This window comes from Sphingobacterium corticibacterium (genome assembly GCF_004208525.1).
GTDB lineage: Bacteria > Bacteroidota > Bacteroidia > Sphingobacteriales > Sphingobacteriaceae > Sphingobacterium > Sphingobacterium corticibacterium.
On sequence record NZ_SGIT01000001.1, the window covers coordinates 352,623 to 377,003 of the forward strand.

The 24,381-nt window shown below is 39.8% G+C and carries 17 protein-coding genes; 13 read left to right on the forward strand and 4 right to left on the reverse strand.

From position 1 onward, the window contains the following. Positions 1–10: 10 nt before the first annotated feature. From EWE74_RS01510 to EWE74_RS01545, 8 genes are all read left to right on the forward strand, one after another. Entirely contained in the window at positions 11–1,450 is a 1,440-nt protein-coding gene (locus tag EWE74_RS01510) for a CBM96 family carbohydrate-binding protein (protein WP_239018516.1), read from the forward strand. Positions 1,451–1,469: 19 nt separating this feature from the next. Beyond that, complete coding sequence (locus EWE74_RS01515) at positions 1,470–2,252, forward strand: glycoside hydrolase family 16 protein (protein WP_239018517.1); 783 nt, start codon at positions 1,470–1,472, stop codon at positions 2,250–2,252. A 73-nt stretch (positions 2,253–2,325) separates the two neighbouring features. Continuing rightward, the gene (locus EWE74_RS01520; protein WP_130139777.1) at positions 2,326–3,087 is read left to right on the forward strand and encodes a 6-phosphogluconolactonase; all 762 of its coding nucleotides are present in this window, start codon (positions 2,326–2,328) and stop codon (positions 3,085–3,087) included. A 28-nt stretch (positions 3,088–3,115) separates the two neighbouring features. Next, positions 3,116–4,309, forward strand: a complete 1,194-nt coding sequence (nagA, locus tag EWE74_RS01525; protein ID WP_130139778.1) for an N-acetylglucosamine-6-phosphate deacetylase — start codon at positions 3,116–3,118, stop codon at positions 4,307–4,309. A 38-nt stretch (positions 4,310–4,347) separates the two neighbouring features. Further along, a complete protein-coding gene (locus EWE74_RS01530; protein ID WP_239018518.1) occupies positions 4,348–5,916 on the forward strand; it encodes a beta-N-acetylhexosaminidase in 1,569 nt (522 codons plus the stop codon). A 12-nt stretch (positions 5,917–5,928) separates the two neighbouring features. After that, positions 5,929–7,248, forward strand: coding sequence for a sugar MFS transporter (locus EWE74_RS01535; RefSeq protein WP_206365110.1), 1,320 nt, complete (start codon positions 5,929–5,931; stop codon positions 7,246–7,248). A 29-nt stretch (positions 7,249–7,277) separates the two neighbouring features. Further along, positions 7,278–8,876, forward strand: a complete 1,599-nt coding sequence (locus EWE74_RS01540) for a beta-N-acetylhexosaminidase (RefSeq protein WP_130139780.1) — start codon at positions 7,278–7,280, stop codon at positions 8,874–8,876. A gap of 92 nt (positions 8,877–8,968) precedes the next feature. After that, on the forward strand, positions 8,969–10,033 hold the full coding sequence (locus EWE74_RS01545) for a LacI family DNA-binding transcriptional regulator (protein WP_130139781.1): 1,065 nt from the start codon (positions 8,969–8,971) through the stop codon (positions 10,031–10,033). Positions 10,034–10,135: 102 nt separating this feature from the next. On the opposite strand, the gene EWE74_RS01550 is transcribed toward EWE74_RS01545, so the two are convergent. The 3 genes from EWE74_RS01550 to EWE74_RS01560 form a co-directional block, all read right to left on the reverse strand. Next, positions 10,136–11,338 (reverse strand): pyridoxal phosphate-dependent aminotransferase, encoded by a 1,203-nt coding sequence (locus EWE74_RS01550; RefSeq protein ID WP_130139782.1) that lies wholly within the window; start codon positions 11,336–11,338, stop codon positions 10,136–10,138. A gap of 99 nt (positions 11,339–11,437) precedes the next feature. After that, positions 11,438–11,815 carry a DUF1573 domain-containing protein gene (locus EWE74_RS01555; protein WP_130139783.1) on the reverse strand — a complete coding sequence of 126 codons (378 nt, stop codon included), beginning with the start codon at positions 11,813–11,815 and terminating at the stop codon, positions 11,438–11,440. 114 nt (positions 11,816–11,929) lie between these two features. Beyond that, positions 11,930–12,892, reverse strand: a complete 963-nt coding sequence (locus EWE74_RS01560; RefSeq protein WP_394343218.1) for a KpsF/GutQ family sugar-phosphate isomerase — start codon at positions 12,890–12,892, stop codon at positions 11,930–11,932. A gap of 99 nt (positions 12,893–12,991) precedes the next feature. Here EWE74_RS01560 and recQ point away from each other — a divergent pair, with 99 nt between their 5' ends. Next, the gene (gene recQ, locus EWE74_RS01565; protein WP_130139785.1) at positions 12,992–15,181 is read left to right on the forward strand and encodes a DNA helicase RecQ; all 2,190 of its coding nucleotides are present in this window, start codon (positions 12,992–12,994) and stop codon (positions 15,179–15,181) included. A gap of 11 nt (positions 15,182–15,192) precedes the next feature. Then, complete coding sequence (kdsA, locus tag EWE74_RS01570) at positions 15,193–16,008, forward strand: 3-deoxy-8-phosphooctulonate synthase (RefSeq protein ID WP_130139786.1); 816 nt, start codon at positions 15,193–15,195, stop codon at positions 16,006–16,008. Positions 16,009–16,087: 79 nt separating this feature from the next. Here kdsA and lysS read toward each other — a convergent pair whose 3' ends face one another. Further along, on the reverse strand, positions 16,088–17,794 hold the full coding sequence (gene lysS, locus EWE74_RS01575) for a lysine--tRNA ligase (protein WP_130139787.1): 1,707 nt from the start codon (positions 17,792–17,794) through the stop codon (positions 16,088–16,090). Positions 17,795–17,950: 156 nt separating this feature from the next. Between lysS and EWE74_RS01580 the strand changes: the two genes are divergently transcribed. From EWE74_RS01580 to EWE74_RS01590, 3 genes are all read left to right on the forward strand, one after another. After that, positions 17,951–21,877: a hybrid sensor histidine kinase/response regulator gene (locus EWE74_RS01580; RefSeq protein WP_206365111.1), complete on the forward strand. Its 3,927-nt coding sequence runs from the start codon at positions 17,951–17,953 to the stop codon at positions 21,875–21,877. Positions 21,878–22,072: 195 nt separating this feature from the next. Then, positions 22,073–23,368: an IPT/TIG domain-containing protein gene (locus EWE74_RS01585; RefSeq protein WP_165384623.1), complete on the forward strand. Its 1,296-nt coding sequence runs from the start codon at positions 22,073–22,075 to the stop codon at positions 23,366–23,368. Positions 23,369–23,377: 9 nt separating this feature from the next. Further along, positions 23,378–24,379, forward strand: coding sequence for a glycoside hydrolase family 43 protein (locus EWE74_RS01590; protein WP_130139790.1), 1,002 nt, complete (start codon positions 23,378–23,380; stop codon positions 24,377–24,379). Positions 24,380–24,381 lie beyond the last annotated feature (2 nt).

The following is a 24,381-nucleotide window of genomic DNA, read 5'->3' on the forward strand; positions in this document are numbered from 1 at the left end:
CATGAAAAATATGAAAACAATAAGACATCTTCTTCTGTTCTGCTGTGCGATTTTAGGATTAATGAGCAGCTGTGAAATACAAGAGGATTTTAAATATCAGCCGTCTAATGTTGATGGTAAATTAGATGTGGATGCTTGGACGTATATCCAACAGTATGATTCGCTGTCTTTCTTACGGCAGGCAATTGCTTACGCAGAAGTTCAGTCTTTATTCCAAGGCTCGGACGCTCGGACGTTCATCTTGCCAAACAATGCGGCATTTAGAGCTTACTTAAAAGAAAACCGATATAGCAACGTAGAAGAGATTCCGCTTCCGATATTACGTAATATATTGCGTTATCATGTGGTCAAAGATCGGGTTATTTTTACCGATCCGGCCTTGGCACCAAGTAATAGCCCAATAGCTTACGATACGGAGAATGGCCAGATTATGTATCTTTCACATAATACCAGTTATATAGGGCTTATAAATGAGGGTACTAATGTAGAATGGCAAATTCGTACATCCAATATAGAGCCTACCAATGGGGTGATTCACATCGTGAATTCGGTGGTGTATTATTCGGCACCTACAGGGGATGCCGAGGCACCGAATCCGAACCTTATTCGGGATACGATTTATGCACTTCATGATTCTTACGTGAATGGGCCGCCATCGGCATCACAGAATTTTGGTACTGCTACAACTTTACGGGTTAAAAATGTAACAGGCAATAGTGAAGTAGATCGCCGCGCTTACCTGATGTTTGATTTTAATGATTTCAAGAAAGAAGGGGTAGTTACCGATATGCAATTAAAGATACAGACCGTTTTTACACACGGTAAAGGTATATTTACCTATTTGTATGATATACCTGGATACAACTGGACAGAAACGGCGATCAATTTCAACAATGCCCAAAAACCTCCTGTAGGAAATAGTCCTGTTGCAAGTTATATGGCAGTTGCCGGACAGCCCTTTGTATTTGATATTACAGACTTCTATAAATCAAATGCAGAACAAGGGCGTGTGACATTTATGCTGGATGCCCAAGCGGGTTCGGACGAAACGACAGATCTTGCGTCAAAAGAACACGATACGATGGATCCACCTATGTTGATTTCCATTTTGGCATCAGGCGAGAGTACGTTGACGCTGGACGCCAATACTGGTATCAACGTATCTAATGGAGGTGTGTTTGTGCTGGACAACGAAGTCTTGGAGGTCAGTGGATCGGCCGCAGCCGATATTGTTTACACGGTTGATGCAATATCACCAAACGGATGGCTAATCAAAGGGGCGAATATACTACGAGCGGGAGATCGATTTACACAGTTGGATATTGACTTGAAAAATATTCTCTTCATTCATGACGGAGAAAACAATGCATCGAGCACGCTACTATTATCTGCCAGAGATCGGTCTGGAGGGCTTATTGAAGATATAGAGGTGGCTATCGATATACAATAATAGATAACCGTAAATATTTATGATGTCAAGAAAATTTTATTTCAGTTCGTTATGCTGTATCCTGTTGTGTTCCGGTATGGTATGGTTTAATGCATCCTGTTCTAAAGGTGCTACCAATGAACCAGATCCAGATACCAATCCAATAGACCGGATCATCTCTTTTTCAGGCTTTGATTGGATTGTGCGCACGACTGGGGAGGCAAAGCAAGGGCCTGGGCCAAATTTGTTTTCCGATGCCCAAGAAAATGTATGGGTAGATGAGCAGGGACGGTTACATTTGAAAATTGTACAAAAAGGTGGGTTATGGTATTGTTCCGGTGTGATTTTACGTCGGAGCATGGGGTATGGTAAGTATGTGTTTTATATTTCGAGTGATGTGAGCAAGCTGGATAAACAAGTCGTAGCTGGACTGTTTACCTATAAGAACGATAACGAAGAGATTGATATTGAGTTTTCGCGCTGGGGAGTAGCAGACAATCAGGATTCGCAGTTTGCTGTGCAACCATCTGAAAAAGCGGGAAATAAAGAACGCTATGATCTCCAGCTATTAGGTGTCCAGTCCACACATGCCTTCAATTGGCAACCGAATAAAATTGAATTTATCAGTTTACAAGGGCACGGGCTAACATCCGGTGTTGAAAATATAATACACGAATGGGCATACATTGGAGGAGATATTCCTCCGGAAAACGAAGAACGGTTACGTATGAATTTATGGCTGTTCCGTGGTGTCGCTCCATCGGATCTCAAAGACCAGGAAATAATTATAGAAAAGGTAGAATTTATTAAAAACCCTTCTTAGTTTATACGGATTGATCAAAGAAAGTTTGTGTTTAAGAAAACTAGAAGGTGCTTTTAAAATAAATAAAAAGAAGATGTCAGAATATTTGAAGAATGTCCATGTTTTTTCATCGGTTAAGCAGGCGGGTTATGCTGCAGGGCAGGCGATTGAAAAAAAAATTATACAGTTACAGGAGCAGCAGCAGCATATCCGAATGATATTTGCAGCGGCACCCTCACAAGATTATATGCTGGAATACCTTACCCAGTCTGAAAAAATCCAATGGAACAAGATAACAGCGTTTAATATGGATGAGTATGTTGGTCTTGCTGACAACGCTCCGCAGTTGTTTTCTCAATACCTCGAAAGAAATCTTTTTTCGAAAGTAGCGCTAGCGGAAAAATATACAATATCGACAAATGGAAACGTTCAAGATGAAATAAAGCGTTTTTCTAAATTGATCGAAAATCATCCTATTGATATTGTATGTTTGGGCATCGGCGAAAATGGCCATCTGGCATTTAATGATCCGCCAGTGGCCAATTTTAATGATCCTGATATGATCAAATTGGTAGATCTGGATATTGTATGTCGGCAACAACAGGTGAATGATGGTTGCTTTTCGAGGCTGGGCGATGTGCCGTTAACAGCTTTGACCTTAACCATACCTACCTTACTACGGGGCAATGCCTTATTTTGCGTTGTCGTAGGAGCACATAAAAGGGAAGCTGTCAAGCAGGCGTTATTGGGTGCGATTGATGCTTCTTGGCCGGCAACGATATTGCGCAAACATCCGAACTGTCAGTATTTTTTCGATAAAGAAGCGTATAGTGAGGTCGCTATCGTGAAGGCTTAGTATTATAGTTGTTGTTAATTCGTGTAATATGAAGAGCAATTTATTGATATTTAATGGGAAATTAATTGGTCGGGAGGTTATTCAGGAGAATTCCTATCTCTATGTTAAAGATGGTGTTATATGCGACATAGGTATCGGAAAGCCCACCCATGTAGATGAAGAAATCTTGTCGATCGACGCGACAGGTTTATATATTTCGCCGGGTTTTATTGATATGCACGTGCACGGTGGTGGAGGGCATGATTTTATGGACGGAACTGTGGAAGCCTTTTTGGGTGTAGCAGAGACGCACCTTAGATACGGTACGACTGCTTTATGCCCTACCACGTTGACCAGTACAATGGAAGCGTTGTTTCGGACATTAGATGCTTACAAGACAGCAAAAGAAATCAATACCCAAGGCGCACAATTCATAGGCGTTCATTTGGAGGGGCCATACTTTGCTCTTAGTCAAAAAGGCGCGCAGGATCCCAAATACATTCGTCATCCGGATCCTGCGGAATATGAAAGAATCTTGGCATACTCAGATGATATCGTACGATGGAGCGCCGCGCCTGAATTGCCCGGAGCCATAGCGTTCGGCCGATATGTTAAGTCCAAAAATAAGCTATTAGCTTTAGCACATACAGATGCCATATATGAAGAAGTGCAGACGGCGTTTGATAATGGCTACACGCTGGCTACCCATTTTTATTCTGCGATGTCCGGAATAACGAGGCGAAATGCCTACAGATATGCCGGCGCGATAGAAGCGGGATATTTGATAGACGGGATGGACGTCGAAATTATAGCCGATGGCATTCATGTGCCTTCGCCCTTGCTTCGTCTGGTTTTCAAGATTAAAGGTACGGATCGGATAGCTTTAATAACAGACGCCATGCGCGCCGCAGGCATGCCTGAAGGAGAAAGTATATTAGGGGGCAAACAGGAAGGTACAAGGGTTATCGTCGAGGATGGTGTAGCAAAGTTAATGGACAGATCTGCTTTTGCCGGAAGTGTAGCTACCGCAGATCGCTTGGTGCGAACAATGATGCGGGAAGGAAATGTAGCTCTCTTGGATTCCGTACAAATGATGACATCTACTCCAGCTCGGATTATGGGGCTGGATAAAAAAGGACATTTGGCGATAGGTATGGATGCTGATATTGTGTTATTTGACGAGGATATCCGCGTGATGGCTACGATAGTTGCCGGCAAGCTAAAGTATAAAAAAGAGGATTAAACAGGATATTTTTTAATACGTTTTTAAGTTTTATATGGATGAATAAATATATAAGTCTACTTTTGGGAATAGGATTCCTCATCATATCAATGTCATTGTTCGCGCAGAACAATAAGCTTCAAGATTTTAAGGTAAAGGGTTTTCATTTAGACCTCAGGATTCAGGTGATGACCGTTCCGGCTTTAAAGGACTTCGCTAAAAAGTTGAAAGATAACGGGTTGAATACGTTAATTATGGAGTGGGAGGCGACTTATCCATTTCAAGATCATCCTCTTATTCCCAATAGATTTGCTTATACGAGAGAAGAGGTTGTGGATTTTATTGCTTATTGCGATTCGTTGGGGCTTGATGTGATACCTTTGCAACAGAGCTTTGGTCATGTCGAGTATATCCTTCGGCACTATCGATATAAAGATCTGCGGGAAGATCAAAAAGATTATTCGCAAGTTAATCCACTTCGGGAAGAATTAAACAAAGAACTCTTTACGAGCCTGTATAAGGATTTGATTTCCACACACACGTCCGAATATATTCATATCGGTGGAGATGAAACCTATTTGTTGGGACATTCTGCCGAATCTAAAAAGAAAGTGGAGGCAGTAGGCAAGGGAAGACTCTATGGTGACTATATCAAACTGCTCTGTGATATTGTGGTCGGTCTAGGTAAACGTCCTGTACTCTGGGCAGATATCGCCTTAAAATATCCCGATGCATTGGAGGGTTTACCCAAAGAGACGGTTTTTGTTGATTGGAACTATGGATGGGATATCAATATGTTTGGCAAGCATGACAATTTATTGAAAAGTGGTTTCGAGATATGGGGTGCACCGTCAATAAGAAGTCATCCGGATAATTATTTTTTGACACAATGGGAAAAACATTTTCATAATATACGGGATTTTATTCCATTGGCCCGTGAATTTGGTTACCAGGGTATGATTATGACTTCTTGGTCTACATCGGGATTGTACTCCCCGCTCTGGGAATCCACCCGCGATATTGTAGACTTATATACAATCCGTCGCGTGTATCCAATTTCAGGATTTAACCTATTAATTGATGCTTACTTTCAGGGCGTTAATCATATTGAAGCATTGGATGTTTATACGTTTGTAACGTCTTATGCGAAACAACAATATGGTTTTGATGATCAGCAGGCCATACGGTTTTGGGAAGCATTGCGAGCTATACCATATGAAATTAATCAAGGGAAAATCAGTAAAGAAGGGCTCGATATTAACGTTTTATTAGATAGCGCGCAGATCGTTTCAAAAACTTTTTACGAACTACGGCCGCGTAAAAATCCAGAAGAATTTGAACACTACCGCTTGATGGCTGATATTCGGTTACAATACTTAACATATATGGACATCGAAATAAGGGCCAATGCATCAAATTTCAAACAGGAAGATGTACAGGCGTTATTAAAAGAGCTGGAAGCTATCGATACAGCGTCGTTGGACAGACGATTCGCAGCCCTGAATAGATATTTAATGTATGATGCCGAAATAGCGCAAGAAAATGAATTAAGAAACAATAAGATCCGGGTACTATATGAGCGGTTGGCCCGGTATAAGCAAAACAAATGGCATGTCGTACACAAATAATCAACTGATATCATGGCACAGGGCAAGACGGTAGCAGTATCCTCTTTGAGTAAAAGAGATACGATCATCTCTATTACGATCATCGGGATGCTATTCTTTATTTTCGGTTTTGTAACATGGGTCAATGCTATTTTGATACCCTATTTTAAAATAGCTTGTGAACTCAATCATTTTCAGTCATATCTTGTCGCTTTTGCTTTTTATATCGCCTATTTAGTCATGTCGTTGCCAGCCGGTTATCTCTTGAAAAAGATAGGGTTTAAAAAAGGAATGATGGTGGGCTTTTTTATTATGGCGCTGGGTGCAGGGCTTTTTGTTCCTGCAGGATTTTCGCGCGCTTATCCGATTTTCTTGACAGGTCTTTTTACGTTGGGCGTTGGATTGTCTATTTTGCAGACCGCTGCAAATCCCTATATTACGATTTTAGGCGATAAAGAGCGGGCAGCACAGCGATTTAGTATTATGGGGATATGCAACAAACTGGCCGGGATTGTCGCCCCGTTGTTGTTTGCTGCTGTAATTCTGCGTTCTTCCGATAACGCGTTATTTGAACAGATTAGTTCAATGCAAGGTGCTGAAAAAGAGCAGGTGTTGGATGAATTGATTGCCCGTGTAATTGTGCCTTATGCTGTAGTCGCAACGGTTCTGTTGTTGCTTGGTCTCTTCGTCCGTTATTCGCCTTTACCCGAAATCGATACAGAAACGGAAGATGAACAGATGGCGATATCAAATGCGAGCAAGAATAGTATTCTTGAATTTCCCCATCTCGTATTAGGTGCTTTTGCGATTTTTTTCCATGTCGGATCACAGGTAATTGCCGTGGACAGTATCATTAACTATGTTGCCAGTACAGGAATTCCTTTTTTGGAAGCCAAAGTGTTTCCTTCCTATACATTGACGGCCACTATTATTGGATATCTGTTGGGAATAGCGTTTATCCCAAAACTTATGAGCCAATTGACGGCCTTGAGGGTCTGTACTGTCTCTGGATTGATCTTGAGTATGCTGGTTATATTGGTGGAGGGCAAGATACATTTATTAGGGCACGATACCGATGTTTCTGTTTGGTTCATCGTGTTATTGGGGTTTGCCAATTCGATGATCTGGGCCGGGGTCTGGCCTTTGGCGCTGGATAATTTGGGTCGGTTCATCAAGATAGGAGCCTCTCTATTGATTATGGGGCTGTGTGGAAATGCAATTATGCCTTTAATATACGGGTATCTGGCGGATACGCATGGATTGAAAGAGGCCTATTGGGTGTTGGTTCCCTGCTATCTGTATTTGATATTCTATGCCTATCGCGGATTTAAATTGAAAACCTGGAAAAAATAATAAAATTGAATTTAATAACAAGATATTATATGAAAAAACACGCGGTCTTAGCCATTATTGTTCTGTTTGGTATGATGGCAGGAAATCTATCTTATGCGCAGTCACAAATAAATATCATACCTTATCCGAACACTGTTTTACGACAAGAGGGATTCGTTGATTTAAATATAGTGGTCAATATCAGGGGTAATTCAAGCCAAAATGGTTATTTACAAAAGCTACTTGCTGAACGAGGAATTAGTGTAAAGAAGGATAAAAAGAGCTATCCGATTTACTTGCAATTAACAAACGATACATCGGAAAATAGCGAATCATATGCATTATCGGTGACCAAAGATAAAATAGAAATAAAAGCGCCGACGGAGACTGGTCTATTTTATGGAATGCAAAGTTTAAACCAGTTGTTATTGGAGTCTATTCAACTCCCGCTTTTAACGATTAAGGATACGCCTGCATTTAAATGGCGTGCTTTTATGTTGGACGAATCCCGTCACTTTCATGGCGCACAGGCCGTGAAGGATATTTTGGATGAAATGGCTCTTTTGAAACTGAATACGTTTCATTGGCATTTGACGAACGATCAGGGCTGGCGCATTGAAATCAAGAAGTATCCATTATTGACTGAAATTGGTTCGAAGAGAGATTCTACGCAGATCGGTACATGGCCGACCGGGACGAAAAGTACAGTGTATGATAGGAAGCCTTATGCGGGATTTTATACACAGGAACAAATAAAGGATATCATACAATATGCGGCAGAACGGCATATTACAATTGTGCCGGAAATAGCGATGCCGGGACATGCGAGCGCAGCCATTGCCGCATATCCGTGGTTGGGTGTCAAGAAAGACACGATCATTAGCGTCCCGGCAAAATTTGGTGTCATGTATGATATCTTTGATGTGAGTGATGAGCGGGTCAGAAACTTTTTAAAGGACGTACTCGAAGAAACCATGGCTCTATTTCCGTCAAAAGTTATTCATATTGGTGGGGATGAAGTTCGTCATAACCAATGGAAGGAATCGAAGCAGGTAAATGACTTTATGAAAGAAAACGATATTGCCTCTTACGCCGAGCTTCAGGTTTGGTTTACAAATGAGATTTCAAGGTTTGTAGAGCGTAAAGGAAAGCGCGTAATGGGCTGGAATGAAATTATGGGCGTTAAGCTACATGATTATGTTAATAGTGATGATGTTTTGGTTAAACAGCCGTTAGCTAAGAATGCAATTGTACACTTTTGGAAAGGGGATGTTGACTTAATTACGGACGCCGTAAAAAAGGGACACGATGTCGTGAATTCCTATCATAATTATACTTATCTAGATTACGATTATAACAAAATACCGCTTTCGAAGTCGTATAGCTTCGAACCGATACCAGCAGGGCTTCCGCTGGAATATCAGGATAGGATATTGGGTTTAGGATGCCAGATGTGGAGTGAATGGACCCCCACGGTAACAGCTATTAATAAGCATATTTATCCGAGATTGGCTGCATATGCCGAGGTGGGGTGGACTCGTCTTGAAAACAAGGATTTTCAACGCTTTGAAAAAAATATACAAACGCTAGTTACCTATTGGAATGCTAAGGGCTTATACCAGATTAGCGAATCTACCGGCTCCAGATGAAAACAGCTGAGCCACGCTTATGATGACACATCCAAATGAATGTGAGATATTCACTATATTTGATTTTCCGTATTAGCATAATACACTATAATATGAAAAAGGGTGAAAAAGAACTTGTTGGTGTAAAAGAAATTGCACGTAGGGCAAACGTTTCTATTGCAACCGTGGATAGGGTGTTAAATAATAGATCAGGTGTATCGGAGAAAACCAAACAAAAGATCAATGAGATTATTAAAGAGCTGGATTATAAACCCAATATTCTAGCTAGAAGATTGGCATCGTCCAAAACGATGAATCTGTATACGCTTATTCCAGAAGTTTCTGAGGAAACAGATTATTGGGCGGTGCCATTACAGGGAATAATACAGGCAGAAAATGAGATTATGCTTTATAATGTCAAAATTGAAAAATTGTTTTATGACATGAACGATAAAGACTCGTTCGTGAAACAAACAGAAGTAATCTTGAAATCCGAATCTGTAGATGGTGTTTTAATCGCCCCGGCATTTATAGAAGAAGCTATAACGTTTACAGATGCGTGTCAAAAAAGGAAGATTCCGTTTGTATTTATGAACTCAAATATTCCGAACAGGAAGAATATCAGCTATTTCGGGCCAGATCTTTTTTATAGTGGGTATACGGCGGCGCATTTGGTAGATTACCTCGTAGGCGAGTCGGATCAGATATTGTTAATGAACATAGCCAAAGATATTGAATCAGATTATCATATCCTTAAAAAAGAAGAAGGTTTTACAAAATATTTTACCGCAAATAACCCGAACAGAATCATAAAACGAAACCTGTATGATACCGATTATCAATCAGTAAAGAAGTCTGTTGCGGCCGCATTAAAAGGTTATCCAGACATACGGTTGATCTTTGTGACGAACTCGCGGGTTTCATTAGTAGCAAGATACCTGTTGGAAATGAAAAAAGAAGATATTCTGTTGGTAGGCTACGATTTTCTGCAACGCAATATTGATTTTCTCAATAAAGGTGTGATTGATTTCTTAATCTGTGAAAAACCACAGGAACAAGCTTATCGTGGGGTAAAAGCGCTATATCGATACCTTATGTTTGAAGAAAAACAGGAAAAGGAATATTTTATGCCTATCGATATCATTCATCGAGAGAATCAACGATTCTATCGTAACTAATTGTTTCCTTTAAACGCAAAATACTTTCTGTTATCTTCACAGTATGAAATTTACCTTGCTCTTTTCCGAAGATTCAAACTTTAGAAAAGAGCAAGATTCTCATTAAAGTACTACACGACCTGGATATTCTTCTAAGGCTTTTTCGAGACAGGCCAACGCATGGCGTAAATCTTCCTGTTTAAGTACATAGGCCAAACGTACTTGGTCAGTTCCGACATTTGGTGTGCTGTAAAATCCAGTCGCCGGGGCCATCATGACGGTTTCATTGTTATACGAAAATTCTTCTAATATCCATTGACAAAACCTATCTGCATTATCAATGGGGAGTTGAGCTACTACATAAAATGCCCCTCCTGGAACTGGACAAAAAACACCTTCTATCTTGTTTAATCCCTCAACAAGGGTGTTGCGACGGGCTGTATATTCTTTAGATACAGCTTCGAAATAGCTGTCCGGTGTATCTACTGCTGCTTCAGCAGCAATCTGTCCTTCCAAAGACGGACTTAAACGTGTTTGAGCAAATTTAAGAGCCGTCTGATACAATTCTTTGTTTTTGGTGATTAAGCAGCCTATTCTTGCGCCACATGCCGAATATCGCTTGGATACCGTGTCGATAATGACCACATGCTGTTCAAGACCCTCCAAGTGCATGGGTGAAATAAATGTATTTCCATCATAGCAAAACTCGCGATAAGCTTCGTCTGCAAATAGATACAGATCATATTTTAGACACAATGCTTTCAGAGATTCTAATTCTTCGCGTGAGTAGAGATAACCTGTAGGATTATTGGGGTTACAGATTGCAATTGCACGCGTCTTATTGGTAATTAATTTTTCAAATTCCGCAATCGGTGGTAAAGCAAAGCCCGTTTCTATATAAGATAGAATAGGTTTTACTACAGCGTCTGCCGCACAGGCAAATCCATTATAATTCGCGTAAAATGGTTCGGGAATGATAATTTCATCGCCGGAACTAAGGCAGCTTTGCATCGCTATAGTAAGCGCCTCCGATCCACCGTTGGTTACTAAAATATCTGTCGGTGAGATGTTGTAACCCAATTTGTTGTAATACGTCGCCAATTTCTCCCGATAGGAAGCAATACCTTCTGATGCGGTGTACGCCCATATCGTGAAATTGATGTCTTTTAAAGCATTTATCATGACTTCCGGCGTTTCGATATCGGGTTGTCCTATATTTAAATGATATACTTTCTTCCCTTCTTTTTTGGCTTGTTCTGCAAAAGGCGTAAGCTTTCTAATGGGAGAAGCGGGCATATCCAAACCCCTTTTTGATATTTCTGGCATTACCTTGTACGTTTTTAAGTATACTGCAAAACTAATAAAAAAAGCCGTCAATTGACGGCTTTGCTTAATCTATAATCTTCTCCCTAGAGGGAATAAGAGTTATTCCACATTCCCTTTAATTGTTAATGTTTTTATAGGAGTCTTTGTGTTGGACTTAATGGTGAATTGCTTCGTGAAAGGTCCGGTGGCTGCAGCATTATAGGTTACCGTTACGGTACCTCCCTCTCCAGGCTTAACTGGAGTTTTCGTAAATTCGGCCACAGAGCACCCACAAGAAGGTTTTACTTCGTTGATAATAATAGGGGCGTCACCGGTATTCGAAAACTTAAAATTATATGATGCTGGCTTATTTTGGGGAATAGTCCCAAAATCATGGGTTTCATTTTCAAATTTGAATTCACCAATAGCCGTAGTCATGGACATAAAACCAATGATAGCTATAAACGTTGCCAATATTCCTAATGTTCTTTTCTTCATCTTATTAATACTTTAACCTCACATGATAATTATCAAAAGATACGCCAAAGTTACAAATAGCACAAAGTATATAGGCTTATTTTAAAGAAATAAACAAAAATATTACAGAAATAACTAAATAATGCCCTCTTTCAATAGATCCTGTATATGGATAATACCGGCGTAATGGTTCTCTTGAATAACAAGCAGTTGTGATATATTGTGTTGTCGCATACTATGGAGGGCATCTGCTGCTAGTGCTTCTCTTTTTATGACTTTTGGGTTTCGTGTCATCATGTCATTTGCCGTTAAATGTGCTAGATCTTCATATTTTTCGAGCATTCTACGGATGTCGCCATCGGTGATAATGCCTACAACCTTGTCTGCATCGATGACAGCAGTCGCGCCTAAACGATACTTCGTAATCGTAATGAGTACTTCCCGTACGCTTGCCAACGGAGAAACTTCGGGTTTGCCATTATGGTCGGACAGGTCGCTGACTTTTAAATATAACTGTTTTCCGAGAGCACCTCCAGGGTGATATTTAGCAAAATCACGATCTGAAAACTGGCGGCATGTTTGTAGGCAAACTGCTAAGGCATCTCCCATGGCTAATTGTGCTGTCGTGCTTGTCGTGGGAGCCAAGTTATTCGGACAAGCTTCTCGTTCGACAGAAGTGTTCAAAATAAAATTTGCGTGATGTGACAAAAAAGAATCCATATTACCTACCATAGCAACTAGCGTATTGCCCGTCTGCTTCAAAAATGGTACTAAAACTTTAATTTCAGGCGTATTTCCACTTTTAGAGAGGGCAATAATAAGGTCGTGCTTTTGGATAATACCTAGGTCGCCATGAATGGCGTCAGCTGCGTGCATGAAAATGGCAGGTGTACCGGTAGAATTAAAGGTGGCTACTATTTTTTGTGCAATGATAGCACTCTTACCAATGCCTGTTACAATAATTCTACCCTGTAGATCTAATATTTGATTAACAACCTTAATGAAATCGTCATCAATGAATTGTGCAAGGTTATGAATTGCCGCGGCTTCTAGTTCTAATGTGTCTATTGCAGTCTTTTTGATATCGATGTTGTGTATCACAGAAAAAATAGTTAATTTTATTTTAATTAACTACAAAAGTAGGTTATTTAGCGCTCAAATGAGCCACGGATCCATCTAATTTTTGTCTTGAGGTCAATGGAAATAGAAAAATCACTATTTGACAATTTACAGGAGTTTTTCGGCTTTGATACCTTTAAGGGGGATCAAGAAGCTATAATAACGAATATATTGAATAAAAAAGATACGTTTGTTATTATGCCTACGGGAGGAGGGAAATCCATCTGTTATCAATTGCCGGCGCTGATGAGCGAGGGTACGGCCATTGTCATCTCTCCGCTTATTGCACTTATGAAGAATCAAGTAGATCAACTACGGGCGTTCGGTGGGAATGATAGCATTGCACATTTTTTAAACTCCTCACTTAATAAGGGAGAGATTACAAAAGTTAAAAAAGATGTAACGGAGGGTAAAACGAAGTTGCTCTATGTAGCACCGGAATCGTTAGCAAAAGAAGAAAATGCACTTTTTTTACGGCAGATTAAGGTTTCTTTCGTCGCTGTAGACGAAGCCCATTGTATATCAGAATGGGGACACGATTTTCGTCCAGAATACCGCAAAATAAGACAAGTTATTAATGCTCTAGGAGAAAATATTCCTATCATCGCTTTAACGGCAACCGCTACACCGAAGGTGCAATCGGATATTCGTAAAAATTTACAGATGAATAACGCGACGCTGTTTAAATCTTCTTTTAATCGGTCAAACTTATATTACGAGGTCAGACCTAAAAAGAATGTCGTAAAAGAAATTGTGAAGTTTATTCGGAACAATGCTGGGAAAACGGGTATTATATACTGCCTCAGTCGCAAAAAAGTGGAAGAGGTCGCAGAAGTTCTTAATATCAATGGAATAAAGGCATTACCATATCATGCTGGATTGGATGCGAAAACCAGAGCAGATACACAAGACAAGTTTCTGATGGAAGATGTCGAAGTTATTGTAGCAACTATAGCGTTTGGGATGGGGATAGACAAACCGGATGTTCGATATGTCATTCATCATGATATCCCCAAATCAATGGAAGGGTATTATCAGGAAACCGGCCGTGCTGGGCGTGATGGGGGCGAAGGTATTTGTTTAGCATTCTATTCTGAAAAGGATATAGAGAAGCTAACTAAATTCATGAAAGACAAGCCTGTTTCGGAACGAGAGATCGGTACGCAAATATTAAAAGAAGTTATAGATTATTCAGAATCGTCCGTATGTCGTCGAAAACAGATTTTACATTATTTTGGTGAACAGTTTGATGAGACAGGTTGCAATAACATGTGCGACAACTGTCGTACACCGAAAACCTATTTTGATGCCGAGGAAAATTTACTGGAAATACTGCGTTTTATAGAGAAAGAAGGAGAGAAGTTTGATGATCATCATATCATTAATGTAATGATTGGACAAAATAATCAACCGGTATCTTCTTATAAACATGATCTACACCCTCTGTTCGGAAAAGGTAAAAGTTTAGGTGTAAATTATTGGAAATCACTGATTCGACAAGCCGAATTAAATAATTTCTTGAAAAAGGATATTGATCATTACGGTTTGCTAACCCTTACTGAGCATGGTAAGAGATATTTAGCTAATCCTTATAGCATTAAATTTATTCTAAATAGAATAATGGAAAAGGCAGATGAGGATGGTACGGAGGAACTTGTACAGGGATCTGGAACATTGGACACGGAATTGTTGAAAATGTTGAAAGATCTAAGGAAGAAAATAGCAAAGCAGAAATCCCTGCCGCCCTTTGTGATATTTCAAGACCCATCACTGGACGAAATGTGTACACACTATCCGGTTAGTTTGGATGAGCTGAAGCAAATGCATGGTGTGGGGGCAGGCAAAGCCCTTAAGTTTGGAAAACCATTTGTCGAGTTGATTAAGCAATATGTGGATGACAACGATATCGACCGACCGTTGGATCTTGTCATTAAGAGCACAGCAAATAAATCGGCATTAAAAGTTTCCATTATACAAAATATAGATCGAAAGATTGGTTTAGAAGACATAGCCTCCGCTAAGGGAATCAGTTATGAAGATTTGCTTAAAGAAGTGGAGTCTATTGTCAACTCTGGTACAAAGCTTAATATTGGATATTTTGTGGATGAAATGATTGATAGTGATCGTCAAGAAGAAGTATATGATTACTTCCGCACGGCCGAGGTCGATTCTATCCAGGAGGCGTTGAAAGAACTTGGTGAAGATGATTATACGTATGAAGATATCCAATTAATGCGGATTAAATTTATGTCTGAATTAGGAAATTAATAACCAAATATATGATTCAACAATATTTACCTACCATTAAACACGGGGAGTCTGCCTGTTTTTTTCTAATGGCGGGACCTTGTGCTATTGAAGGAGAGGAAATAGCTTTGCGCATTGCAGAACGGATTGTACAGATTACCGATAAATATCAGATTCCATACATCTTCAAAGGATCTTATCGAAAAGCCAATCGTTCACGTTCAGATTCTTTTACAGGAATAGGAGACGAGAAAGCGTTAAAAATACTGGAAAAGGTCGGGCAAACATTTGGCGTTCCGACAGTAACGGATATACATGAGAGCCAAGAGGCGGCTATTGCTGCGGCTTATGTTGATGTGCTACAAATACCGGCATTTCTATGCAGACAAACGGAATTGCTGGTTGCTGCAGCAGATACTGGTAAGGTCATTAATATTAAAAAAGGACAGTTTTTATCTGCAGCGTCGATGAAATTTGCTGTCGATAAAGTAAAAGACGCCGGCAACGAAAAGGTGTTTCTGACCGATAGGGGAAATACATTTGGATATCAAGATTTGATTGTAGATTTTCGCGGAATGCCGGAAATGCGTGCTTTTGGTGTCCCAACGGTAATGGATTGTACACATTCGCTACAACAACCTAATCAAACATCGGGTGTTACCGGTGGAAAACCGGAGCTTATTGAAACGATCGCTAAAGCTGCCATTGCTGTAGGGGCAGATGGATTATTTATAGAGACACATCCAGATCCAGCAAATGCGAAATCGGATGGAGCAAATATGCTGCATTTGGATTTGCTGGAAGGGTTACTCGAGAAATTAGTTCGGATCCGCGAAGCGGTTTTGTGAAATGTAGAAAAAAATTAGAGCGTCAAGGTATTAGAAAGGTCTAACTTTCCAATACCTTGACGCTCTAACAAATTATAAATTAATTTTTTATAATAAACTTATTGTCGCCTTCGACAACAATGTTAACCAGGTTTTTTTGGCGTAGGCTTTTTGTCGCCGTATCCCATTTTTTTCCACTCAATCCGGTTGCCTGCTTCACGTCTGCCAAGATATTACGTTCTTCCGTAAGTTGTGCCAATAATAGCTTTTCATCCTCCGTCAATTCTATAATGACTTCTTTTTTCTCTGGGCGCATCTGTGGGAAAAAGAGGACTTCCTGAATAGAAGCGTTATTGGTTAGGAACATAATTAAACGATCCATACCGATGCCAAGTCCCGAAGTAGGCGGCATACCATATTCCAACGCGCGTAAGAAATCTTGATCGATGAACATCGCTTCATCGTCTCCTTTTTCGGAAAGACGAAGTTGATCTTCAAAACGTTCGCGCTGATCTATCGGGTCATTCAATTCCGAATAAGCATTAGCAATTTCCTTTCCACATACCATGAGTTCAAAACGTTCCGTCAACTCTGGATTGTCGCGATGTTTTTTTGTCAACGGCGACATTTCGATAGGGTAATCTGTGATAAATGTAGGCTGAATATAATTACCTTCGCATTTCTCTCCGAAAATTTCATCAATCAGTTTACCTTTTCCCATCGTATCATCAACCGCTATACCCATGTTTTTTGCAGCTTCACGAATTTCTTCTTCTGTTTTTCCTAAGATATCAAAGCCTGTGAATTCTTTGATGGCATCTGCCATGGTTATGTGTTTGTAGGGCGCTTTAAAATCGATTTCGTGATTTCCGAAAGTAGCTTTGGTTGTTCCATTGACAGCAAGCGCACAATGTTCGAGTAAGCGTTCCGTAAAGCTCATCATCCAGTTGTAGTCCTTGTACGCTACGTATATCTCCATCGCGGTAAATTCCGGATTGTGCGTGCGATCCATTCCCTCATTACGAAAGTTTTTCGAAAACTCATATACCCCGTCGTAGCCGCCTACAATAAGACGCTTTAAATAAAGTTCGTTTGCAATACGTAAATATAGTGGAATGTCTAATGCATTGTGATGTGTCATAAATGGGCGTGCTGCGGCACCACCCGGGATGGATTGAAGAATAGGCGTCTCCACCTCCATATAGCCTGCATCGTTGAAGAACGTCCGCATGGCATTAAATAATTTAGTTCGTTTGACAAATATTTCCCGGTTTTGTGGGTTAACGATTAAGTCGACATAACGCATGCGGTAACGTTGCTCCGGATCAGTAAAGGCATCATACGTTTTACCATCTGCTTCTTTCACAATAGGCAAAGGACGCAAAGATTTCGTCAATATGGTGAGCTTTTCGACATGGATGGAGATTTCACCAGTTTGAGTTGTGAAAACATATCCGTCAATGCCTACGATATCACCGATATCCAATAGCTTCTTAAAAACGGTATTATATAAGGTTTTGTCTTCACCAGGACATATGTCGTCACGTTTTACGTAAGCCTGAATACGTCCCGTAGCATCCTGTAATTCCATAAACGATGCGCTCCCCATAATACGACGGCTCATCATTCGTCCGGCAAAACGGATGTTTTTATAATTTAATTTATCTCTTTCGTAATTTTCCAGAATATCTGCAGCAGAGACATTTACTTTAAACTCATCCGCTGGATAAGGGTTAACACCTAAGTCGATAAGGGCTTGAAGGTTTAGTCTACGCTGTTGTTCCTGTTCTGATAATACAGTGCTCATGTTGATGATTCAAAGTGCTAAATGAGAACGCAAAAATAGGAAAAAAAGTGGAAAAGAGGTTAGATAATTTGTACATTAGCGACATAACTAATGCGTAATTGTCAATCTTAAATGCGACTTCTGTATAAATTTTGTTTATGCTGTTTTATATTAGGGATGAATGTCTCTATAGCTGAATCCCAAATTCAGCCTTCCTATTATTTTCACAATCTGAATATCAATAATGGTCTCTCTCAAAATACCGTAAATGCTATTATCCAAGATGAGAGTGGATTTATGTGGTTTGGAACAAAAGACGGTCTGAATCGATACGACGGAATATCTTTTAAAACTTATAGAGATCATAAAGACAGTAATAACGGGCTGAAACATGGTTTCATAACGACTCTATATGAGGGACAGAATCATTCGATTTGGGTTGGTACTGATTTAGGTGTTTATATTTATCATCCCAATGAAGAATATTTTGACCATTTTTCGATTCCAGCACAGAATGGGCGGATAATGGATAAGACTATAAATAAAATTGGTCGGGGTATAAATGGTTCTACGCTGTTTGCGGTAGATGGGCTTGGTCTCTTTGTGTATGATGAGCAACAAAAAAAACTTCGTAACTATCCATTTTCCACCTTGGGTTCCGTACGGGAGTTTCAACTTGATAGAAGCGGTCGAATCTGGATTACCTTTTACAAAGGTTTATATTATACAGATGATAATTTCAAAACGGTGGAACCTTATCGATGGAAAGACGGTACAGAACCATTTAAGGACGAATCAATTACGACACTTTATTTGGGGAAATCAGGTTTTGTTTTCATGGGGTCGGAAAAAAATGGTCTCATCGAATTAAACCTAAAGGCACAGGCAATGCGTAGATTACCGCTTTCACTACGTGCTTACGATCCTATTTTTGTGCGCTGCTTGCAACCTTATTCAGAGGACGAATTGTGGGTTGGAACAGAAACAGGTGTTTATATCTATAATCTATCAAATAAAACCTCTCGACAATTACAGTATACACCATCGGATCCCTTTTCCTTATCAGATAATGCGATATACTCCTTATACAAGGATAGAGAAGGAGGAATGTGGATAGGTTCGTATTTCGGTGGTGTAAATTACTATCCTAAACAGACAACCTATTTTGAGAAATATTACCCTACCAATGATAGTAAGACCCTACAGGGCCAGCGCGTGCGGGAGATTTGCAAAGGTAATGGACAGGATCTCTGGATTGGAACAGAGGATGCCGGACTTTTTCGTTTTAATACACAGACTAAAGAATTCAAACATTTTAATGCGAGTGCTAGTTTTTCTAACATACATGGGCTGTGCATGGATGGTGATGAACTGTGGGTTGGAACATTTTCAAAAGGTGTGCGTGTTATCAATACAGTCACAGGGCAAGTAAAATCGTTTACCGTTGAGGACAACCCTGGTACGATTGCGGACAATTATGTGTTCTCTATATGTAAAGTTTCTGATGGAGATATTTATCTCGGGACGTCTTTGAACCTGATGAGATATGATAAAAAGAGAGAAACATTTGAAAAGATACCAGAATTGGAACAGAATCTGGTGTATGATATAAAAGAAGACTTTTATGGGAATATATGGGTGGCAACATATAGTAATGGACTCTATCGACGTGATCATATAAGTAAGAAATGGGAACATTTTCAACAATCCGAAAAAAAAGGGGGTCTTCCTTATAATAAAATTTTGAGCATATTCGAAGATAGTAAAAGGCAAATATGGGTTACTACGCAAGGAAAAGGTTTTTGTAAGTACGATGATGCTACCAAAACTTTCGTTCAGTATCAAGACCAGACTAACCTGAATTATGGCGTCGTCTACCAGATAATAGAAGACGATCAGGGCTTCTTTTGGTTAACGACGAATAATGGCTTAATTCGGTTTCAGCCAGCGGATGGAACTACCAAAACGTATACTGTAGCCAGCGGACTCTTGAGCGATCAATTCAATTACAAATCCGGTTATAAAACAGCAGAAGGAAATATTTTATTTGGATGTATCAGTGGTCTTATATCCTTTAACCCCAATACTTTTAGCGAAAACACGTATGTTCCTCCTGTATACATTACCGATTTTTTCTTGTTTGGAAAGGCTGTTAATGTCGCCGACGAAAAATCTCCTCTAGAACAGAGTATTCTATATGCAGATTCGATAACGCTTCGGCATGACCAGAATCACTTTTCCCTTCGGATTGCGGCACTGAGTTACCAGGCACCCAAAGTGAATGCTATACAGTATAAATTGGTAGGGATTGGGGAAGAATGGCAAAATGTGACCGAGTCTTCGTTGATCAGCTATTCGAACCTGAGTAGTGGTAAATATCTTTTTAAGCTACGTGGTTCAAACAATGATAAGCTGTGGAATCCGGTAGAAAAAGTGCTTTATATTGAGATTTTACCTCCCTTTTACTTAACATCTTGGGCTTATACGATTTATTTTGTGCTTCTCGTTGGTATAATTCTATTCTTTTTTCAGTTTTTCAGGAATCGCCAGCAGCTTAAGCAAAAATGGTTTATGCAGAAACTGGAACAGAATAAGGAACGTGAATTGCACGATGCTAAAATTAGCTTTTTTACTAATATAACGCATGAGATACGGACGCCACTCACGCTTATAAAAGGCCCCCTGGAACATATTATCATAAAAAATAATATCGAAGATCCTGATGTCTTGGAAGATTTGCATATTATGAAGAATAATGCCGATAGATTACTGGACTTAACCAACCAACTGCTCGATTTTAGGAAATCCGAGCGAGAAGGATTCTTATTAAGATTATCGGCATATGATATACCAACTATTCTAAAAGAAATACAGCAAAGTTTTTCTCCTTTAATTAAAGAATATGATCGTGAGTTTACCCTGAATGTGGAGCAGGAGACGTTCTCAGCTTTTATAGATAAGGAGGCATTTGTTAAAATCATCTCTAATCTTTTTAGTAATGCTATCAAATATGCAGATCGATATATTCATGTGCGTTTACAAATCGATAAACAGACAGACCTCTTTGAGATTCATGTAGAAAGCGATGGTATGGTGATACCAGATGAACAACATGAAGAAATATTTAAACCTTTTATACGGCTTCATGAATGGAGCCAAACGAATGTACCCGGAACAGGTATAGGTATGTATTTGGCGCGGACCTTAGCGGAATTACATAATGGGAAATTGCTGTTGCTGACCACGGCAAATAAAAATATATTCTCTTTAGTTATTCCAATATATCATCAATCTAATGCGGTAGAAATAAAAGACGAAGTACATGAATTTAGCGAAACCAATATAGACACCTCTGCCAAGTCCCACACCATATTGATTGTGGAAGACAGCTTAGAGATGCAACGTTTTATCAAAAAGGTATTACCCGAAAAATATAAAATACAGGTTGCGTCGAACGGAGAAGAGGCTTTGGCGTTATTAAAGACAAGTTTTGTTACCTTGGTTATTAGCGATGTCATGATGCCTGGAATGAGTGGTGTTGAATTGTGCCGACTTATTAAATCAGATGTTAATTATAGCCATACTCCAGTAGTATTGCTAACGGCTAAGACAGCCTTACAGTCAAAAATAGAGGGAATCGATGTTGGGGCAGATGCATATGTAGAAAAGCCATTTTCACCAGATTACCTTTTAGCGATTATAGCTAATTTAATTAATAACAGAGAGAAGCTTCGTGAAGCATTTATGAAGAATCCGTTGACGGTCTCCAATACCATGGTAAATAATGAAGCGGATATTGTTTTTTTGAATACATTACGAGACGAGATTCATCGAAATATAGGTAACGCTGACCTTACAATAGAGGAAATAGCGGAAGCGTTGAATATGAGCAGAGCTAGTTTTTATAGAAAGATCAAAGGTCTGTTGGATATGAAACCCAACGAATATATTCGGTTAGAACGATTGAAAATGGCTGCACATTTGATAAAAGAGAATAAATACCCCATTGGAGAGATTTGCTATATCGTTGGTTTTAACTCGCCATCCTATTTTGCCAAGTGCTTTTGTGAACAATTTGGGGTATTACCTAAGGATTACAATTAATTTACTGTTAATAAGTTTTTTATGTATTTTTCTTATGCAAGAATGATACGAATCTTCCATTTATTGAGACTTTTTTTCTAACAAGAAAAGTGTTCGCACACTACATTTGCCAATGCAATTGATACATTGATTAGTATCGATTGCACACCAGGTACTATTATAAACTTTAATTTAAATCTAATGGAAAATTCTCGAATGAAGATTTTTGTAAACCGGATTGGCTTGTTCGCGTTGCTGGTCTCGGTTTACCTCGCCGGATGTCGTCAAGACACCAAAGTTGAACCCGTAAAAGATCCGGTAGTTACCAGTTATACTCCGGAAGCTGGGCGCGCCGGAACGGAGATTGTTATACAAGGAGAGAACTTTGGAAATGAAATAACCGATGTGAAAGTATGGGTTAACAGCTTACAGGCACAGGTTGTCAGTGTAGTTCCAACACGGATATACGCTGTTGTTCCCACTGCGGCTGGAAGTGGGGCTGTCAAAGTATCCATTCGCGAAAAGGAGTTTGAGTTGTCTAGTCAGTTTACATTTCAGTTTACCCGTAACGTATCCACCTATAGCGGCAGTGGTACCGCGGTCAGTGTTGATGGAGCACTTCGGCAGGCTAGCTTCAACAGACCTTATTGGTTGGCGTATGATAAAAAAGATGATGCATTATTTGTTTTGGAAGAAGGACGACGTGTTAGACGGATTAAAGATGGAATGGTGAAAACTGTTGCTTCCCTTTCAGGATCGATTAATAACCCAAGAAATATCACGATGTCGATAACATGTGATACCCTATTCATTGGTAATGATAATGCTGGAAATGCGAATAATGTTTCGGTCGCCATCCTTACCAGAGACACTGATTTTAGCACCCAGCAGAATTACGTGATGTCGGCTCCATCAAACCATGTTAATTTCGCTGGAGTACATCCGCTTGATGGTACACTTATTTTTTATTGTTGGCCAAGAAAACTGTACAAATGGAATAAGTCTACTAATCGCGCAGAATTATTATATGATCTAGCGACGGTTCCTGGCATCAATGGTGATTTTTATGCAAATTTTGCCTTTTCGCCCGATGGAACATCAATGTATGTTGTCGCTAAATATCCCTTTATTGGCATACTTCGCGCAGCATATAGCCCATTCACAAATGAAATTGTAGGCAATTTCCAGCGATTTGCAGGTACCGGATCCTGGGGCCAGTCTGATGGCAATGGTACAAATGCAAGTTTTGATCAACCTGCGCAGGTTATGGTAGATACAAAGGGTACATTATATATTGCGGAAAAGTTTAATCATTGGATACGCACGGTGTCTCCTTCAGGAGATGTGTTGCGATATGTAGGAGACGGAGGGCCAGGAAACCAAGGGTTTGCGGATGGACAAGGAGGCAATGCTAAATTCAATGAACCAGAAGGTATCGCGATGGATAAAGACGGGAATATATACGTGGCCGATTTGGTCAATTCAAGGATTAGAGTGATAAAAGACGAATAAATTATATCGATGAATAAAAAACAAAATAATATCTATTGTCTGTTGTTATCCGGATTGCTGCTGCTGTCATGCCATAACAACCAGAACTCGGCCAATGGTCAAGGTAACAAAGAAAACATATATTCCGTCGCAAAGGAAGAAGAAATGTTGAATGCTATACCCTTAGCAGATCCATTTATCCTTTATCATGATCATGTATATTATGCATACGGTACGAGTTCAGATAAAGGGTTTGAGGTGTTTTTGTCTGATGACTTGCATGAATGGAAAAAACATCCAGAGATGTTGTTAAAAAAAGAGGACTCTTTTGGTGGGAAATGGTTTTGGGCACCGGAAGTTTACTACAACGAAGCAAAAGGCAAATTTTATTTATTTTATTCTGCTGAAGAACATATCTGTGTGGCAACTTCTAATTCGCCATTAGGGCCATTTCGCCAAGAAATTAAAAAACCGATGTTGGCGGAAAAAGGGATAGATTCTTCGCTCTTTATAGATGATGACGGTACGCCATACCTATATTTCGTCCGGTTTACCAATGGGAATGTAATTTGGGTGGCTGAATTGGAAGATGACTGGGAAACCATCAAAGAAGAAACACTTACCATGTGCATAGAGGCTTCGACTGAAGGATGGGAAGCCACTTTGGGACGTGTAACCGAAGGTGCCTCTGTACTTAAGCGTGACGGTTTATATTATATGTTGTATTCCGGTAATGATTTCAGAAGTTCCGATTACGGCGTGGGATATGCTACGTCTTCATCACCAAGAGGCCCTTGGCAAAAATCGGATAAGAATCCCATTCTTCAGAATCCACAAAAAGGTTTAACCGGCACCGGACACGGAGCGTATTTTCAAGATCAAGAAGGAGCATATAAATATGTATTCCATGCTCATCATGATACGACGACGGTGCATCCTCGATTTATGCATATCGCCAATCTCTCGATAGAAGACAAGGCCATAACAATAGATGAAAACTCCATATGGAGTCCTAAAACCAACAAGGAATAGGG

What these genes read in the sequence shown, in the direction of transcription:
- EWE74_RS01545 (WP_130139781.1), top strand. Translation starts at nt 8,969, where the DNA reads ATGAAAAAGGGTGAAAAAGAACTTGTTGGTGTAAAAGAAATTGCACGT.
- EWE74_RS01515 (WP_239018517.1), top strand. Translation starts at nt 1,470, where the DNA reads ATGATGTCAAGAAAATTTTATTTCAGTTCGTTATGCTGTATCCTGTTG.
- EWE74_RS01580 (WP_206365111.1), top strand. Translation starts at nt 17,951, where the DNA reads ATGAATGTCTCTATAGCTGAATCCCAAATTCAGCCTTCCTATTATTTT.
- EWE74_RS01540 (WP_130139780.1), top strand. Translation starts at nt 7,278, where the DNA reads ATGAAAAAACACGCGGTCTTAGCCATTATTGTTCTGTTTGGTATGATG.
- nagA (WP_130139778.1), top strand. Translation starts at nt 3,116, where the DNA reads ATGAAGAGCAATTTATTGATATTTAATGGGAAATTAATTGGTCGGGAG.
- EWE74_RS01590 (WP_130139790.1), top strand. Translation starts at nt 23,378, where the DNA reads ATGAATAAAAAACAAAATAATATCTATTGTCTGTTGTTATCCGGATTG.
- EWE74_RS01530 (WP_239018518.1), top strand. Translation starts at nt 4,348, where the DNA reads ATGAATAAATATATAAGTCTACTTTTGGGAATAGGATTCCTCATCATA.
- EWE74_RS01550 (WP_130139782.1), bottom strand. Translation starts at nt 11,338, where the DNA reads ATGCCAGAAATATCAAAAAGGGGTTTGGATATGCCCGCTTCTCCCATT.
- lysS (WP_130139787.1), bottom strand. Translation starts at nt 17,794, where the DNA reads ATGAGCACTGTATTATCAGAACAGGAACAACAGCGTAGACTAAACCTT.
- EWE74_RS01555 (WP_130139783.1), bottom strand. Translation starts at nt 11,815, where the DNA reads ATGAAGAAAAGAACATTAGGAATATTGGCAACGTTTATAGCTATCATT.
- kdsA (WP_130139786.1), top strand. Translation starts at nt 15,193, where the DNA reads ATGATTCAACAATATTTACCTACCATTAAACACGGGGAGTCTGCCTGT.
- EWE74_RS01535 (WP_206365110.1), top strand. Translation starts at nt 5,929, where the DNA reads ATGGCACAGGGCAAGACGGTAGCAGTATCCTCTTTGAGTAAAAGAGAT.
- EWE74_RS01585 (WP_165384623.1), top strand. Translation starts at nt 22,073, where the DNA reads ATGAAGATTTTTGTAAACCGGATTGGCTTGTTCGCGTTGCTGGTCTCG.
- EWE74_RS01510 (WP_239018516.1), top strand. Translation starts at nt 11, where the DNA reads ATGAAAACAATAAGACATCTTCTTCTGTTCTGCTGTGCGATTTTAGGA.
- recQ (WP_130139785.1), top strand. Translation starts at nt 12,992, where the DNA reads ATGGAAATAGAAAAATCACTATTTGACAATTTACAGGAGTTTTTCGGC.
- EWE74_RS01520 (WP_130139777.1), top strand. Translation starts at nt 2,326, where the DNA reads ATGTCAGAATATTTGAAGAATGTCCATGTTTTTTCATCGGTTAAGCAG.